This window comes from Micromonospora sp. NPDC048170 (assembly GCF_040652795.1).
Classification (GTDB): domain Bacteria; phylum Actinomycetota; class Actinomycetes; order Mycobacteriales; family Micromonosporaceae; genus Micromonospora.
Genome location: NZ_JBEZMR010000058.1, coordinates 1 through 15332, shown reverse-complemented (window position 1 = coordinate 15332; position 15332 = coordinate 1). Strand labels below are relative to the sequence as shown.

Genomic DNA, 15332 nt, shown 5'->3' with positions numbered 1-15332 from the left:
AGCTGTTCCAGTGTTCGGCGACCAGGTCAGCGGCCTGCTGCTCCCACTGCGCGTAGTGATCCGGGTACGCCGACACCTGCACCGTCTGCGCAGCCCTGGTCAGCGGCATGTCCTGCCACCCGTCGACCTGCTTCAGGCCCTTGAGGAACGCGGTGGTGGAGTACTCGGGGTCGGTGATCTGCTCCACCGTTCCCCAACCACTGGAGGGGCGCTGCTGGAACAGACCCTGCGAGTCGTGGTCGTTGCGGTCACCCAGATGACCCAGGTTCTCCAGCTTCGACTCCTGCAGGGCGGTCGCGATCGACACCACCGCGGCCCGCTCGTCCATACCAGCCTTCTTCGTCGCCGCGATGATCGCCTTGGTGTTGGCAACCTGCTCGTCGGTCAGGTCGATCCGCGACTGCGCACCCTGCACACCATGCGGAACCAACTTCGCCTTGTCCACAGCAGGCTTGTCAGCCCGCACCGCCACAGCCGTGGCGTCGACCGGAGCCGCCGTGACCGCGGCGTCGGTCATCGGGCCGGCAGCCACACCACCGGCAAACGCGAGACCCGCAATACCCAGAACACTGTTACGGAAGATCGTCTTCATGATGATGCTCCATTCGGGGGTTGGCACCCACACACCCGAAAGAGGAACCGGGCACAACACGTGCGGATGCAAGCACCGTCCGGCGCTCAACAAACAAGGGGGAAATCTCCGACAGCAACCGGCCGGGATAGGGCCGGTAGGGATCGGGCTGCCGGCGGGGCGGGGGGATGCCCTCACGTCAGCCGCGACCATGTGTAACGACCGCCGACCCACCAACATTCCGGGAGCCCGGCACACCAACCCTGTAGGCGGTGCACCCATCACTCGATCCTGCGATGCTGCTCGGCCGTACGCATGGTGTAACGACCCCGCCCCGGCCACGATTCCGCCCCCACGATGCCCCCGGCCACACCCCCAAACCGGGCACCCCGCCCGGCCGTGCCAGACCGGGGCGACATCTCAACGGACAATCGCGCGAGATCCCGACAATGAGCACAGGGCTCGCGGTCAGACGAAAGAGATCTTGGCAAGAGACGGCCCTTGGAGGGGGCCAATTTCCGCCAAGATCTCGCACGGGGGTGGTTGGCGGGATGGGCGGGATGACGCCGACCGGCCGGCCCCTGGTCGGGACCGGCCGGTCGGGTCACGGGGGTGTCACCAGAGCTCGGAGACGACGTCCGCCGCCTGCTCCTCCCACTGCGCGTACGCGAAGGGGTAGGCCGAGACCTGCACCGTCTGGGCGGCGGAGGTCAGCGGCAGGTTCTGCCAGCCGCCCACGTTCTTGAGCGCCTCGAAGAACGCCTGCGAGGCGTACTCGGGGTCGGTGATCTGGTCGGGCGAGCCCCAACCCGTCGACGGGCGCTGCTGGAACAGGCCCTGCGAGTCGTGGTCGTTGTACGTGCCCAGGTGGCCGAGGTTGTAGAGCTTCGACTCCTGTAGCGAGGTGGCGATGCCGATGACGGCGCCCCGCTCACCCACGCCGGTGTCCTTGGCCTCCTCGATGATGGCCTTGGCGTTGGCGAGTTGCGCGTCGTCGAGCGGAATGCGCGACTGGGCGCCCTGCACGCCGTGCGGGATGAGCTTCTCGCGACCGGGCTTGTCGGCGACCGGCTTGGTGGTGGTGCCGCCCGTGGTCAGGGCCGACTCCTCGGCCGCGCTCGGCCTGCCCATGCCGGTGGCCTGCTCGATCGCCGCCACGGCACCCTCGTGCGGTGCGGTCGCGACCGGGGCGGCCACAGCCGTCGGCCCGAAGGCGAGGCCACCGAGGGCGGCGACACCCACCACGCTCAGCGCGATCTTACGGTTCGAGTCCTTCGCGATGGCCGGGAGCCATCGAGTGAAGTCGTACTTCACGATGGTTGCCCTTTCGGTCAGGCGAAGCGCTCCCTGGATGAGCACTCCTCGGGGGAACTGCCATACCGGACGAGGTTTCGATTCCGGCGGTACGGGGGACACAACCAGGTTGCGCTGTCGGTCATTCCGGATATGCCCCGGCCTGGAAAGGCTGCGGTCCAGGTCACTCGACGGTCAGGACATGGCGCCGCAGGAGGCCCAGGCCCGCCGGTACGGTCGTTTCAGGCCTGCGGGGCGCCGAACCGGACGAGGCGTGCCAGAGTTGCTTGAGGTGCTGGAGAGTGACATCCGTCGCCCCGGGGAAGGCGGTCAGCCCGCCGTTGGAGATGCCGGTCTCGAACCGGCTGCGGTAGACGCCCCCGGCGGCGAGGGCGGCGGCGACCGTACGCCCGTCGGCCCCTCCCCGCGCGCGAGCCGGGCCGCATCCCGTTTTTCCGGGTCAGGGGGCGTCATGGGTGCGCGGGCGCACCGGCGATTACAGTGGGGGCGCCATGTGGAAGGCGACGAATTGACGGGTGGTGCCGTGGTCGCGGAGGCGGCGGGCTCCTTCGTACACGAGGGGCTCTTCTACCACGGCCCGGACGGCCTGCTCGCGGGCACGGTGCCGTTCGTCACCGGCGGGCTCGCCGCCGGGGAGCCGGTGCTGGTCGCGATGCCCGCCGCCAACCTGCGGCTGGTCCGTGCCGCGGTCGGTCCCGCCGACGCGGTGCGCTGGGCCGACATGACGCAGGCCGGCCGGAACCCGGGCCGGATCATCCCCTGGGTGTTGCAGGCGTTCATCGAGCAGCATCCCGGCCGTCGGGTGCGGATCATCGGCGAGCCGATCTGGGCCGGACGCAGCGCGACGGAGTATCCGGCGTGCGCCCAGCACGAGGCGCTGATCAACATGGCGTTCGCCGGCCGAGAGGCGACCATCCTCTGCCCGTACGACGTGGCGGGACTCGACGCCGACGTGCTGGCCGACGCGCACGCCACGCACCCGGTCCTCGTCGACGACGCCGGGCGACGCCCGAGCGCGCGGTACGCCCCGGCGGAGGTGGTCGCCCGCTACAACACGCCCCTGTCGACCCCGGCGGAGCCGGTGTCGACGCTGGCCTACCAGTTCGACACCCTGTCGACCGTGCGCCGGTTCGTGACCGGGCACGGCGAGGGCGTGGGGCTGGACGAGGACCGGCTGGCCGACCTGCAGATCGCGGTGACCGAGCTGGCGACGAACAGCGTCGCGCACGCCGACGGTGGCGGTGTGCTGCGCGTGTGGCGTACCGCCGAGCACCTGGTCTGCGAGATCCACGACGACGGGTGGCTGGCCGACCCACTGGCCGGGCGGCTCACCCCGGCCGCGGACGGCATCGGTGGCCGGGGGCTGGTGATCGTGCAGGCGCTGTGCGACCTGGTCCGCGTCCACAGCACGGCCGCCGGAACGACGATCCGGCTGTACGTGCGACGCCCGGCCTGACACAGCCCCCGCACAGACGACGAGCGGCCGGACCCGACCGACGACGAACGGCCGGGCCCGACCGGTGGTGGGTGTGGGTCAGTGCCCGCGGGCCAGCCATTCGTCGAGGTGGGGAGCCTCCGCACCGACGGTGGTGCTATCCCCGTGCCCGGTGTGCACGACCGTCTCCGGCGGGAGGGTGAGCAGCCGGTCCCGGATCGAGGCGACGATCGTGCCGAAGTCGCTGTACGAGCGTCCCGTCGCCCCCGGCCCGCCGGCGAAGAGCGTGTCGCCGGTGAACACCACGCCGAGCTGCGGCGCGTGGAAGCTGCACGCGCCGGGGCTGTGGCCAGGCGTGTGCAGCACGGTCAGCGTGGTGCCGGCCACCTCGACGCTCTGCCCGTCGCGCAGCTCGCCGTCCGGCGCCTCGTCGGGGTGCACCATGTCCCACAGCACCCGGTCGGCGGGGTGCAGCAGCACCGGCGCGCCGGTGGCCCGGGCCAGTGCCGGGGCCACCCGGACGTGGTCGTCGTGCGCATGGGTGGCGAGGATCGCCCGTACCCGCCGGTCGCCGACGGCGGCCAGGATCGCGTCGACGTCGTGCGGGGCGTCGACGACGACACACTCGGCGTCGTCGCCGACCACCCAGACGTTGTTGTCCACGTCGAAGGTCTGGCCGTCTAGGGAGAACGTGCCGGAGGTGACCGCGTGGTCGACCCGGGCCGCCGTCACAGGACCACCACCGAGCGCAGCACGTCGCCGCGGTGCATCCGGGCGAACGCCTCCTCGACCTGGTCCAGGGCGATCTCCTCGGTGACGAAGGCGTCCAGGTCGAGCCGGCCCTGCAGGTAGAGCTCGGTGAGCACGGGGAAGTCCCGGCTGGGCAGGCAGTCGCCGTACCAGCTCGACTTCAGCGAGCCGCCACGGCCGAACACGTCGAGCAGCGGCAGGTCGACGGTCATCTCCGGGGTCGGCACGCCGACCAGCACGACGGTGCCGGCCAGGTCGCGGGCGTAGAAGGCCTGCTTCCAGGTTTCGGGGCGGCCGACCGCGTCGATCACCACGTCGGCGCCGAAGCCGCCGGTGGCGGCACGGATCGCCTCGACCGGGTCGTCCTGCGTGGCGTCGACCGTGTGGGTGGCGCCGAACTTCCGCGCCCAGTCGAGCTTGCGGGGGTCGGTGTCCACCGCGACGATCGTCGTCGCGCCGGCGAGCGCCGCACCGGCGACCGCCGCGTCCCCGACGCCGCCGCAGCCGATCACGGCGACCGAGTCGCCCCGGGTGACCCCGCCGGTGTTCATGGCGGCCCCCAGGCCGGCCATCACGCCGCAGCCGAGCAGCCCCACGGCCGCGGGCCGGGCCGCCGGGTCAACCTTGGTGCACTGACCGGCGTGGACCAGGGTCTTCTCCGCGAAGGCGCCGATGCCCAGCGCCGGCGTGAGCTCGGTGCCGTCGGTGAGGGTCATCTTCTGGGTCGCGTTGTGGGTGGCGAAGCAGTACCACGGCCGACCCCGGCGGCAGGCCCGGCACACCCCGCAGACGGCCCGCCAGTTGAGCACCACGAAGTCGCCCGGCGCGACGGTGTCGACCCCCTGCCCGACCTGCTCGACCACGCCGGCCGCCTCGTGCCCCAGCAGGAACGGGTAGTCGTCGTTGATGCCGCCCTCCCGGTAGTGCAGGTCGGTGTGGCAGACCCCGCAGGACTGGATCCGTACGATCGCCTCGCCCGGCCCCGGATCCGGCAACACGATCGTGGTCACCTCGACCGGCGCCCCCTTGCTGCGGGAGATGACTCCCCTGACCTGCTGGCTCACGGTTTCCTCCTGCTCCACGCCGACGCGCCGCGCCGCCGTCCGTCGGTGTGCTGACACGGCACCCCGATCATGTGTCTCGGGCGAACCTACCCCCGATCGTCGCGGACGTCCCGGACCCGTCGGGCGGTTATCCCGGGCCGCGAGGGGTAGGCGGGGGCACGGTTCGACGTTCGGACGGGAGTGCGCCACATGAGGGTCAGCCATCTGCCGCTGCGGGTCAGCATCGGCGCGTTCGTCCTCAACTCGGGGATCGGCAAGCGGTCGCTGGAGGGCGAGGCCGCGCAGGGCGTGCACGGGATGGCCGTCGGCGCCGTGCCGCAGCTCCGGCAGCTCGACCCGGACCGGTTCGCCCGGTTGCTCTCCCGGGCCGAGATCGCCCTGGGCGCCGCCCTGCTCGCGCCGTTCGTCCCGTCGGCACTGGCCGGTCTGGGGTTGGCCGCGTTCGGCGCGGGCCTCGTGCAGCTCTACCTCAGGACACCGGGAATGCGCGAGCCGGGCAGCCTGAGGCCCACGCAGCAGGGCACCGGCCTGGCCAAGGACGTCTGGCTGCTCGGGGCCGGCCTGACCCTGCTGCTGGACGACCTCACCCACGGCCGCCGGCGCCACTGAGGTCTTGGGCAGGCAGGCCGGGGACCGCCACGGCGGGGCGGGCCTGCCCCGATGGCTGTGGCTGGCGGGCTGGCCGGGTCAGGCGGGCGTCGCGGCGACGGGTGTCCGCGCGGCGACCTCGCGGCGGGCCGCGTTGCGGTAGCGCAGCACCTGGACCGCGCCGAGTGCCCACAGGACGTACTGCACGGCGAAGGCCCACCGGAAGGCGGTCAGATCCGGAGCGGCCGGGGTGGCCAGGTCGAGCACCACGCCGACGGCCAGCACCAACACGATCGAGGCGACGAAGCCGCCGACGTTGACGACGCCGGTGGCGCTGCCGATCCGGTTGACCGGGTTGAAGCTGCGCGCGTAGTCGAACCCGATCAGGGAGGCCGGGCCGTTGACCGCCAGCACCAGCACCAGCGTGACCAGCAGCCAGCCCGGCGCGCGTCCCGGCCAGGCGAGCACGACGGCCCAGACCACGGCGGTGGCGCCGGTGATCGCGAAGACCAGCACCGACCGGTGGAACGGGTGCCGGGCGCAGAAGTGCGCGATCACCGGCCCGGTCAGCAGCATGGCGACGGTCATCAGGGTGAGCAGCGACGCCGCCGTGGTCGGGGTGAGCCCCTGCCCCTGCACCAGGAACGGGTACCCCCAGAGCAGGGCGAACACGGCGCCGGAGAACTGGGTGACGAAATGCGTCCAGAGCCCCAGCCGGGTGCCCGGTTGGGCCCACGTGGCGGCGAGTTCGCGGCGGATGTCGGCGAGGGTGGACGCCGCGCCGGCGGGGGCCTCTCCGTGCGGGGTGTCGCGGACGGCGACGACGACCATCAGCAGCGCGGTCGCCCCGACCGCCGCGGCGGTGAGGAAGGCAGGGGTCCAGCCCACCCGGTGCAGCAACGCCACCAGCGGTACGGCGCTGAGGAGCGCCCCGAGCTGGCCGAGGATGCCGGTGAGCTGGGTCATCATCGGGTAGCGCCTGCCCGGGAACCACAGCGCCACGATCCGCAGCACGCTGATGAAGGTCATCGCGTCGCCGAGCCCGATCAGCACGCGGGCGGCGATCGCGAGAGGTACGTCGCTGGCGAGGGCGAAGCAGAGCTGACCGGTGACCATCAACGCGCCGCCGACGATGAGCAGCCGGCGGGACCCGAACCGGTCGAGCAGCACGCCGACCGGGACCTGCATGGCCGCGTACACGGCGAGCTGGGCGACGGAGAAGGTGGCCAGCGCCGAGGCGTTGACGCCGAATCGGTGCGCCGCGTCGACGCCGGTGACGCCGAGCGAGCTGCGGTGGAAGATGGCTGCCACGTACGCGGCCACCGCCACGCCCCAGACGAGCCCGCCCGCGGACCGGCGCGAGCCGACCGGCGCGGTCAGCACCCTCACCGCAGTGTCCGCAGCACGTCCGCGGCGTTGTCGATGTGCGCGGCGACGGCGGCGAGCCAGCGCCCGGGGTCGCCGGAGTCGAGCGCGGCGAGCTGCTCGGCGTGCTCGGTGAGCACCGTCTCGGCCCAGCCGGGCGAGAGCCGCATGCTGGCCTCCCCCATCCGCAACTGCCGGTCGCGCAGCCGCTGGTACAGCTCGGCGAGGATCTCGTTGCCGGCCGCGTCCACCACCGTGGCGTGGAACGCGCGGTCGGCCTGCATCAGCGCGGTCAGGTCGCCTGCGGCGTGTGCGTCGCGCATCTCGGCCAGCCGGGCGGCGAGATCACCGCGCAGCGCCGCACGCCGGGGCCAGACCCGCTCGGCGGCGTGCAGCTCGACCAGCCGCCGCGCCTCGATGACGTCGGTGATCTCGCGGGCGGACACCGGGCGGATCAGCGCACCCCGCTTGGGGTAGAGCCGGACCAGCCCCTCCGCCTCCAGGCGCAGCAGCGCCTCCCGCACCGGGGTTCGGGAGACCCCCGTGGCCTCGGCGATCTCCCCCTCGCTGACGAGCGACCCGCCCGGGTGGATCTGCTCCAGGATCTCCCGCTTCAGGTGCCGGTAGGCGCGTTCGGCGGCCGAGAGCGTGGCCGTCTGGCCCGACGGAGAGGGATGCGTCATGTATCTATGGTGCGTTTCTCCAGCTCGTCGCCCTGCCGCGCCCCTGCCCGGGGTGGCCCGCGTCACCCGCGACGCGGGCGGAGGGTCAGCAGCCCGTCGCCGTCGAGGGCGGCCTCGGACCCGAACGGCGGGCCGAAACCGCCGAGCAGCCCGGCCAGCCAGCGGGCGTCGCCGGGCACGGCCCGTTCCAGCCGCATCCGGCGCATCCGCACCGGGGCCGCCCGCAGCCGCCGCAACTCGCCCGTCGCCGCGTCGAGGGTCGGCAGCCAGAGCAGCCGAAGCTCCGGCCGGTACGCCTCCTGTCCGCCGATGCCTTCGTAGTCGTCGACCAGGTCGCCGCAGCCGTAGAGGATCAGCCGGTCCCGGTACACCTCGACGGGGCGCGGGTGGTGCGACGAGTGGCCGTGCACCACGTCCACGCCGGAGTCGACCAGCCGGTGGGCGAACTCGACGTGCCCGGGCGGCACCTCGTACCCCCAGTTGGTGCCCCAGTGCACGGAGACCAGCAGCCGGTCCCCCGGTCCGGCCACGGCGGCGATGCGCCCGGCCAGCGCGTCGGCCGCGGCAGCCGACACCTCCGGCAGGTATGCCAGCCCGGGCCCGCCGGCGGTGGCCGCCCAGGGCGGGGGCACCCCGCTGGACGGCGCGGCCACCGACCAGACCAGCAGCTGGCGGCCCGCTCCGAGCGGTACCCGGGCCGGTGCCCAGGCCGCCGCCGCGTCCCGGCCCGCGCCGACGGTGGCGATGCCGGCGCCGGCCAGGGCGTCGAGGGTGTCGCTGAGCCCGACCGGGCCGAAGTCGAGGCTGTGGTTGTTGGCCAGCGCGCAGACGTCGAGCCGGGCCGCAGTGAGGCAGGCCAGGTTGCCCGGGTGCATCCGGTAGTGGATCGCCTTGGCCGGGGCGAACTCGCCCCGGCCGGTCACCACGGTCTCCAGGTTGACCAGGCGTACGTCGGGCCGGAGCCCGCCGAGCAGGTCGAGCGCCTCGCCCCACGGCCAGGCCGGGGGTGCCGGGCGCGGGATCGGCCCGCTGGCGGCCCGGGCGAGGTCGACGTAGTCGCGGGCGTCGCGTACCGCCGGTTCGCGCAGCTCGGACGGGCCCGGCGCGGGCAGGATCGCGTCCACGCCCCGGCCGGTCATCACGTCGCCGCCGAGAAAGAGGGTCACGTCGGGCACCCGGCCCGCTTTCCCCGCCTGGCCGCCCGTTCACCTCCCGGCAGGTGATACCGCCCGGCCGGGCGTCAGGAGGCGGTGGCCGGGCACCGGACTGGCGGTCAGCCGATCTCCGCGACCGCAGGCCGGTCCCTGGTCGCGTCCTCGGTGGTGGCGTCCCGCTGCGAGGCGGACCAGGAGTCGACGAGCAGGCGGTGGAACTGCTCGGCGCACTCGATCTGCGGCATGTGCCCGCAATCCTCGAACAGGTGGGTGCGGGCCCTCGGCAGCCGCGCCCGGGCGGCGTCGAGGTGCGCCGCGGGCAGGATCAGGTCCCGGTCACCCCAGACCACCAGGGTGGGGATGTCGAGCCGCTCCACCTCGGCCAGCAGCTCTTCCCGCCACTTCGGGCTCACGCCACGGAAGGTGCCGAGGCTGTGCGCGGTCTCCAGCATCACCCGGGCGGCGTACGGCTGGCGGGCGACCTCCAGGGCGTGGGCGACGCGTTCGGCGGTGGCGAAGGCCGGGTCGTGGAAGAGGGACAGCTCGGCACGGCGGGCGGCCCACCGGGTGGGCCGCAGCAGCAGCCGGCCCAGCGGGCGCAGCGCCAGCAGCCGCAGCGCGATGGTCACCTCCCGGCCGAATCCGGCGCTGTTGACCAGCGTCAGGCTGGCCACCCGGGCCGGCTCGGACGCGGCGAGGCGCATGGCGACCGCACCGCCGAGGGAGTTGCCGACCACGTGCGCCGGCCGGTCGACGCCGACGGCGTCGAGGTACTGGGCGGCGAAGTCCGCCAGCGCCGGCAGGGTGCAGGGCCGCGCCATCGGCAGCGAACCGCCGTAGCCGGGCAGGTCGACGCTGTGCACCCGGAACCGCTCGGCGAGCAGCTCGTGCAGCTCGGTGAAGTCGCGCAGGGTGCGGCCGATGCCGTGCAGCAGCAGCACCGGGGGCCCGTCGCCGTCGACGCGGTGGCGCACCCGCCGGCCGTCCACCGTGACGTGCCGGTGCGGGCGCCCGGCCGGGGCGCTCACGCCGGCTCCCCGGCGGGGTCGGCGTCGGGTTGCCGCGGCGGCGAGCCGGGCGGCGCGGTGCCCGCGCGCCGGGTGGGCTCGCCCGCGAGGCGGTTGAGCCCGAAGGCCAGGACCCGGTGGTACGACGTCGGCGCCACCCGCGCCAGCAGGTCGGGCAGCTTCGCCGACCAGCCGATCAGCACCCGGCCGCGGCGACGCTGCACGCCGCGCAGGATCACCTCGGCGGCCCTGGCGGGGTCGATGGTGAGCAGCTTCTCGAACTGCCGGCGGCCGGTCTCGAACTCCTCGGCGGGTACGCCGCTCCCCACCCGGGCGTTCTGCGCGATCCGGGTACGGATCCCGCCCGGGTGCACGGAGGTCACCCCGATCCCGTCGTCGGCCAGTTCGTGGCGCAGCGCCTCGGTGAAGCCGCGGACGGCGAACTTGCTCGCCGCGTAGGCGGCCTGCCCGGCCGGGGCGAGGATCCCGAAGAGGCTGGAGACGTTGACCAGGTGGGCACCCGGTTCGTCCCGCAGGGTCGGCAGCAGCGCATGGGTCAGCTGCACCACGGCCCGGAAGTTGACGTCGACGACCCAGCTGAACTCGTCCAGGCTCACCTGGTCGAACCGGCCGCCCAGCGCCACGCCGGCGTTGTTGACCAGCAGCCGGACCGCCGGGTGACGCTGCCGGATCTCCGCTGCCACCCGCGCGGTGGCGGCGGCGTCGGCCAGGTCGACCAGGTAGGTGGTGAGCTGCCGGTCGGGGTGCGCGGCGCGGACCGCCGCGACGACGGCGTCGAGCCGCCCGGCGTCCCGGTCGACCAGCACCAGGTCGCTGCCCCGGCGCGCGAGTGAGTGGGCGAGCGCCTCCCCGATCCCGCTGGCGGCGCCGGTGACCACGGCCGTCCCGCCGGCGAAGACGAACCTACGCACGGACGGTCCTCCTTTCCGGTGTGCCGGCGTGGGAGAACCGCACGCCGGGGTCGGTGAGCCGGCCGCGCCGCATCAGCAGGACGTCCCGGGGATAGTTCTGGTGCAACCGCCACGGCGCCCGGGTGCCCTGCTTGGGCAGGACGTCGACGCTGCGCAGCACGTAGCCGGCCGCCAGGTCGATGATGGGCACCAGCTCGCCGTCGGGCGGCGGCAGCGGGGTGACGACCTGCTGGCCGGTGCGGTCCAGGTGACGCAGCAGCCGGCAGACGTAGGTCGCGACCAGGTCGGCCTTCAACGTCCACGAGGCGTTGGTGTAACCGATGGTCATCGCGAAGTTCGGCACCCCGGAAAGCATCATGCCCTTGTAGGCGACGGTGCGGGGCAGCTCCACCTCGGCGCCGTCCACCCTCAGCGTCATGCCGCCGAGGGCCAGCAGGTTGAGCCCGGTGGCGGTGACCACGACGTCGGCCGCCAACTCCTCGCCGGAGGAGAGCCGGACGCCGCGCTCGGTGAAGGTGTCGACGGTGTCGGTGACCACCGCCGCCCGCCCCCTCGCCAACGCGGTGAACAGGTCGCCGTCGGGCACCACGCACAGTCGCTGGTCCCACGGGTCGTAGCGGGGCGAGAAGTGCCGGTCGACGTCGTAGCCGGCCGGCAACCGGCCCCGGGCGGCGCGCAGCAGCAGCTTCCTGACCAGGGCGGGCGCGCGCCGGCTGAGCTGGAAGTTGGCGGTGGCCAGCAGGATGTTCTTCCAGCGCACCACCAGATACGCGGCCTTCGCCGGCAGCCAGCGCCGCAGCGCGTCGGCGAGCACGTCGCGCGAGGGCAGCGCCATGACGTACGTGGGTGAGCGCTGGAGCATGGTGACGTGGGCGGCGCGCTCGGCCATGGCCGGCACCAGGGTCACGGCGGTGGCGCCGCTGCCGATCACCACCACCCGCTTGCCGGTGTGGTCGAGGTCCGCCGGCCAGTGCTGCGGGTGCACGATCCGCCCCACGAACCGCTCGGTGCCCGGGAACGGCGGGGCGTGGCCGGCGTCGTAGCGGTAGTAGCCCGCGCAGGTGAACAGGAACGAGCAGGTCAGCACCACGGGTTCGCCGGTGTCGTCGCGGTGGGCGTGCACCGTCCAGCGGGCGTGTTCGCCGTCCCAGTCCGCGCGGAGCACCCGGTGGCGGAACCGGATGTGCTCGGTGACCCCGTACTCGTCGGCGGTCCGGCGTACGTAGTCACGGATGGAGTCGCCGTCGGCGATGGCCTTCGGGGCCGTCCACGGTTTGAAGGAGTAGCCGAGGGTGAACATGTCGGAGTCGGACCGGACGCCGGGGTAGCGGAACAGGTCCCAGGTGCCGCCGATCGCGTCGCGGGCCTCCAGCACCGCGTACGTCTTCTCCGGACAGTCGCGGCGCAGGTGGCAGGCGGCGCCGACGCCGGACAGACCGGCACCGACGATGAGCACGTCGACGTGGTCGGTGGCCATCTCGTCTCCCGTCCGCGGGGGTGACCCGGACACTAGCCACGGCCGTCGAGGCACGTCAACACCATGTCGAGTTCCGTCGACACGGTGTCGAGCCGGTGTAGAGTCACCGGGCATGACGCCCGCCCGTACGGCAACCGGGAACGCCACCGGGCGCGGGCGGCGCGCGGCGCGGTCCGTCGGCGACGAACGGGAGCTGGCCATCCTGGCCACCGCCGAGCGGCTGCTGCGGCAGCGGGCCTTCGCCGACATCTCCATCGACGAGCTTGCGCGCGGGGCGGGCATCTCCCGCCCCACCTTCTACTTCTACTTCCCGTCCAAGGACGCGGTGCTGCTGACGCTGCTGGACCGGGTCATCGAGGAGGCCGACGCCGCCGCCGGGGACGTGCTGGATCGGCTGGCCGAGGACCCGCGGGCGCGCTGGCGCGAGCTGATCGGCCGGTTCCACGAGACGTTCGGCGCCCACCGCGCGGTGGTGCTGGCCTGCGCCCAGGTACGCGGCACCAACGCCGAGGTACGCCACCTGTGGGCGGCCGTGCTGGAGCGCTGGGTGCAGGCGGTCGAGACGGCGATCGAGGCCGAGCGGCGGCGCGGGGCGGCCCCCGACGGCGTGCCCGCCCGCGATCTCGCCATCGCGCTCAACTCGATGAACGAGCGCGTCTGGTACGCCACCTTCGCCGGCGACGGGCCGGCGGTGGCCGAGCGGGACGCGGTCGACGTACTGCGCGACGTCTGGCTATCGGCGATCTACCGCGACACCGATCCCCCGCCGGCCTGACTCCGCCGCACCGCGGGCCACCCGGCATCGAGCCGGGCGGGTCTCCGCCGCGCTGCCGGCGTCAGGCTCGGCGGCCGGCCCGCCGAGCGGCTCGGTGCGCCGGCCGGGGTCGCCGGTCCCGCCGCGCCAACACCCACACGAACGGCACGGCGGCCAGGCCCAGCAGACCCCAGGGGTGGCGCGCCGCCTCGACGGTGAAGGCGACGGGCGGGCCGGCCGACTCGATCCGGCCGTGCAGTTCGTGCCGACCGACGGTCGCCACGTCCATCGGGACCCGGATCCGGTACTCGCGGGTCTGCCCGGCACCGATGGTGCCGAGCGGCGGAGCGGCGACGAGCGTCCGCACCTGCCCGGGGCGACCGAACAGCAGCGTGAACGCGGGGTCGACGGCGTCGGTGGGGCCGGCGTTGCGCAGGGTGAGATCCACGGTCAGGTCCCCCGGCAGCCCGAACCAGCCCGGCACCCCTGAGTCGTCGGCGGCACGCAGCCCGGCGACGACCAGTTCGGCGGTGCCGGCCGTCGTGGGGGCGGGAGGCGCGCTCACGCCGGTCAGCGGCAGGTCGACGGTGGCGTGGGTGGTGCCGGTGGGCGTACGGGCCCGCAACAGGCAGGGACAGGCGACCGGCGGGGCCGCGAGCACCATCGGCAGGGTGACCGCGCCCGATGGCGGTACCTGCCCGTGACCGGCCCGGCCGGTCGCACAGTCGAGCGCGCCGCGCCGTCCTCCGTTGCCGCAGACCTCGATCTGCACGGTGCCAGCCGGCCAGTCGGCGAGGGTCACCAGGACCTGCTCGCCGGAGCGGAACGTGCCGGCCGGCACGGCGATCCGCGGGACCGGCGGTGTGCCGTCGGGCACGGGTGAGGGCGTGGCGGGTGCCGCGGAGGCCAGCGCGAGCAGCGCGACGCCGACCGGCAGGAGCCGCCTCACGACGTGCCGGCCGCGGGCGGACCGGCTGGCGGCGGACCGGCCACGGCAGGGTCTGGATCAGGCCTCGTGCCCTGCGCCGGCGGGCCCTCGGTGCCGGTCGCCCTCGCGGCGGCGGAGCGGCGGTGCCAGCGGACGGCCAGCCAGCCGGCCAGCACGGCCAGCAGAGCGAGCAGCAGCCACGGCGGCGCCCACGTGCTCGCGGAGCGGAGCACCGGCGGGAGCGCGGTGTCCACGGTGGTCGGCGCCAGGTCGACCTCGGCGGTCAGCCGGAGCGCCGGTGGCACGCCGGTGATCCGCTCGGTGACGGTGAAGACCCCGCCGGGCAGCAGTTCGGGCAGGTCGACCGGGGCGGTACGGGCCAGCTCCCATCCGAACGGCCCGTTGACGGCCACCGTGCCGGTTCCGCCGACGCGCACGTTGCCGGTGTTGCGCAGCCGGTAGGTGACGAGGGCGTCGCCGCCGGCGGCCGGGTTGATCGGGGTGTCGTAGCCGACGCTCACCGACTCGATCGTGACGGCGGGGCGGACGTCGCCGTCGACCCGGAGGTAGACCCGCGCGGCCAGCCGTTGGTCCACCCGGACCTGCTGCCCGTCGGCGGTGGTGCGGGCCTGCGCGATGGCCGCGATCACCCCGCCCGCGTGGTCACCCGGCGTGGCGTTGGCGGGCACGCTGAGCCGGAACGGGATGTCGGCACGGCGTCCGGGCGCGACCGTCCAGCTACGCCGGTCGAAGCGGATCCAGGAGCCGACGTCGGTGGCCGACCGGTCCGCCGGCAGCAGTGCGAAGGCACCGTCGGCGGTGGTGTAGGCGTCGGTGCCGTACACCTGGAAGGTCAACGGCCGGTCGCTCAGGTTGCTGACGCCGACGTGGTCGGTGAGGGTGCTGCCGGGGGCCAGGTCGTAGATGAAGTAGTTGCGCCCGGTCGGGCCGTCCGGCCCGGACGGCTGCACCGCCCACCGGGTCGCGGCGGCGCCGGGGGCCGGCTTGGCCGGTGTGCCGGCCGGCGACGGCGTGGGCGCGGCGGCGGCCGGCGGCGCCAGTGCGGCCGTGAGCAGCACGGCGGCGAGCGTGGCACCGGTCCGGGACAGGAGGGTGACGAGGGACATGCCGGGCTCCGGAGGGGGTGGAGACGGTGGGCGGGGTGGCCGGTGGGGCGGGACGCGACGTCCCGCCCCACCGGTGACCCGACGCCGACCTAAGGCGTGTTTCGTAAGTCGGGCTGTGTCCGTGAAGTTGCGGCGTGGCGGTGATCGATAACTGAAGAGGTCTCCGGTATCTGGTTCTGCGAC

15 protein-coding genes and 1 pseudogene are annotated in these 15332 nt (G+C 73.9%); 3 read left to right on the top strand and 13 right to left on the bottom strand.

Going from position 1 to position 15332, the window contains the following annotated elements:
* The 3 genes and pseudogenes from AB0D32_RS32325 to AB0D32_RS32315 form a co-directional block, all read right to left on the bottom strand.
* Positions 1–592: hypothetical protein (locus tag AB0D32_RS32325; protein ID WP_357098628.1), on the bottom strand; the 592-nt coding region annotated here is incomplete at its 3' end.
* Between the two features lie 594 nt (positions 593–1186).
* Positions 1187–1885, bottom strand: a complete 699-nt coding sequence (locus AB0D32_RS32320) for a hypothetical protein (protein ID WP_357098625.1) — start codon at positions 1883–1885, stop codon at positions 1187–1189.
* A gap of 163 nt (positions 1886–2048) precedes the next feature.
* Positions 2049–2270: pseudogene (locus tag AB0D32_RS32315) on the bottom strand (DUF3626 domain-containing protein); the annotation flags it as partial.
* Positions 2271–2393: 123 nt separating this feature from the next.
* Here AB0D32_RS32315 and AB0D32_RS32310 point away from each other — a divergent pair.
* Positions 2394–3341, top strand: a complete 948-nt coding sequence (locus tag AB0D32_RS32310) for a sensor histidine kinase (protein ID WP_357098622.1) — start codon at positions 2394–2396, stop codon at positions 3339–3341.
* Between the two features lie 78 nt (positions 3342–3419).
* Here the strand turns inward: AB0D32_RS32310 and AB0D32_RS32305 are convergent, their stop codons facing one another.
* Positions 3420–4052: an MBL fold metallo-hydrolase gene (locus AB0D32_RS32305; RefSeq protein ID WP_357098619.1), complete on the bottom strand. Its 633-nt coding sequence runs from the start codon at positions 4050–4052 to the stop codon at positions 3420–3422.
* A complete protein-coding gene (locus AB0D32_RS32300; protein WP_357098616.1) occupies positions 4049–5134 on the bottom strand; it encodes an S-(hydroxymethyl)mycothiol dehydrogenase in 1086 nt (361 codons plus the stop codon). Before AB0D32_RS32300 ends, AB0D32_RS32305 begins: the two co-directional genes overlap by 4 nt.
* Positions 5135–5323: 189 nt before the next feature.
* Here AB0D32_RS32300 and AB0D32_RS32295 point away from each other — a divergent pair, with 189 nt between their 5' ends.
* Positions 5324–5743 carry a hypothetical protein gene (locus AB0D32_RS32295; protein ID WP_357098613.1) on the top strand — a complete coding sequence of 140 codons (420 nt, stop codon included), beginning with the start codon at positions 5324–5326 and terminating at the stop codon, positions 5741–5743.
* Positions 5744–5821: 78 nt separating this feature from the next.
* On the opposite strand, the gene AB0D32_RS32290 is transcribed toward AB0D32_RS32295, so the two are convergent.
* The 6 genes from AB0D32_RS32290 to AB0D32_RS32265 all read right to left on the bottom strand — a co-directional run bounded on the left by AB0D32_RS32290 (position 5822) and on the right by AB0D32_RS32265 (position 12340).
* A complete protein-coding gene (locus tag AB0D32_RS32290) occupies positions 5822–7111 on the bottom strand; it encodes an MFS transporter (RefSeq protein WP_357098609.1) in 1290 nt (429 codons plus the stop codon).
* Complete coding sequence (locus tag AB0D32_RS32285; protein ID WP_357098606.1) at positions 7108–7770, bottom strand: GntR family transcriptional regulator; 663 nt, start codon at positions 7768–7770, stop codon at positions 7108–7110. The genes AB0D32_RS32290 and AB0D32_RS32285 overlap by 4 nt, the downstream gene beginning before the upstream one ends.
* 62 nt (positions 7771–7832) lie before the next feature.
* Entirely contained in the window at positions 7833–8936 is a 1104-nt protein-coding gene (locus tag AB0D32_RS32280; protein WP_357098603.1) for a CapA family protein, read from the bottom strand.
* A gap of 107 nt (positions 8937–9043) precedes the next feature.
* On the bottom strand, positions 9044–9952 hold the full coding sequence (locus AB0D32_RS32275) for an alpha/beta fold hydrolase (protein WP_357098600.1): 909 nt from the start codon (positions 9950–9952) through the stop codon (positions 9044–9046).
* Positions 9949–10863, bottom strand: a complete 915-nt coding sequence (locus AB0D32_RS32270) for an SDR family oxidoreductase (protein WP_357098597.1) — start codon at positions 10861–10863, stop codon at positions 9949–9951. The genes AB0D32_RS32275 and AB0D32_RS32270 overlap by 4 nt, the downstream gene beginning before the upstream one ends.
* Positions 10856–12340 (bottom strand): NAD(P)/FAD-dependent oxidoreductase, encoded by a 1485-nt coding sequence (locus AB0D32_RS32265; protein ID WP_357098594.1) that lies wholly within the window; start codon positions 12338–12340, stop codon positions 10856–10858. The genes AB0D32_RS32270 and AB0D32_RS32265 overlap by 8 nt, the downstream gene beginning before the upstream one ends.
* Before the next feature lie 112 nt (positions 12341–12452).
* On the opposite strand from AB0D32_RS32265, the gene AB0D32_RS32260 reads away from it, so the two are divergent.
* Entirely contained in the window at positions 12453–13115 is a 663-nt protein-coding gene (locus tag AB0D32_RS32260; protein ID WP_357098591.1) for a TetR/AcrR family transcriptional regulator, read from the top strand.
* Positions 13116–13176: 61 nt separating this feature from the next.
* Here the strand turns inward: AB0D32_RS32260 and AB0D32_RS32255 are convergent, their stop codons facing one another.
* Together AB0D32_RS32255 and AB0D32_RS32250 are read right to left on the bottom strand one after the other, a co-directional pair.
* Positions 13177–14043 carry a hypothetical protein gene (locus tag AB0D32_RS32255; protein WP_357098588.1) on the bottom strand — a complete coding sequence of 289 codons (867 nt, stop codon included), beginning with the start codon at positions 14041–14043 and terminating at the stop codon, positions 13177–13179.
* Positions 14040–15149, bottom strand: coding sequence for a DUF916 domain-containing protein (locus AB0D32_RS32250; RefSeq protein WP_357098585.1), 1110 nt, complete (start codon positions 15147–15149; stop codon positions 14040–14042). The genes AB0D32_RS32255 and AB0D32_RS32250 overlap by 4 nt, the downstream gene beginning before the upstream one ends.
* Between the last annotated feature and the right edge of the window lie 183 nt (positions 15150–15332).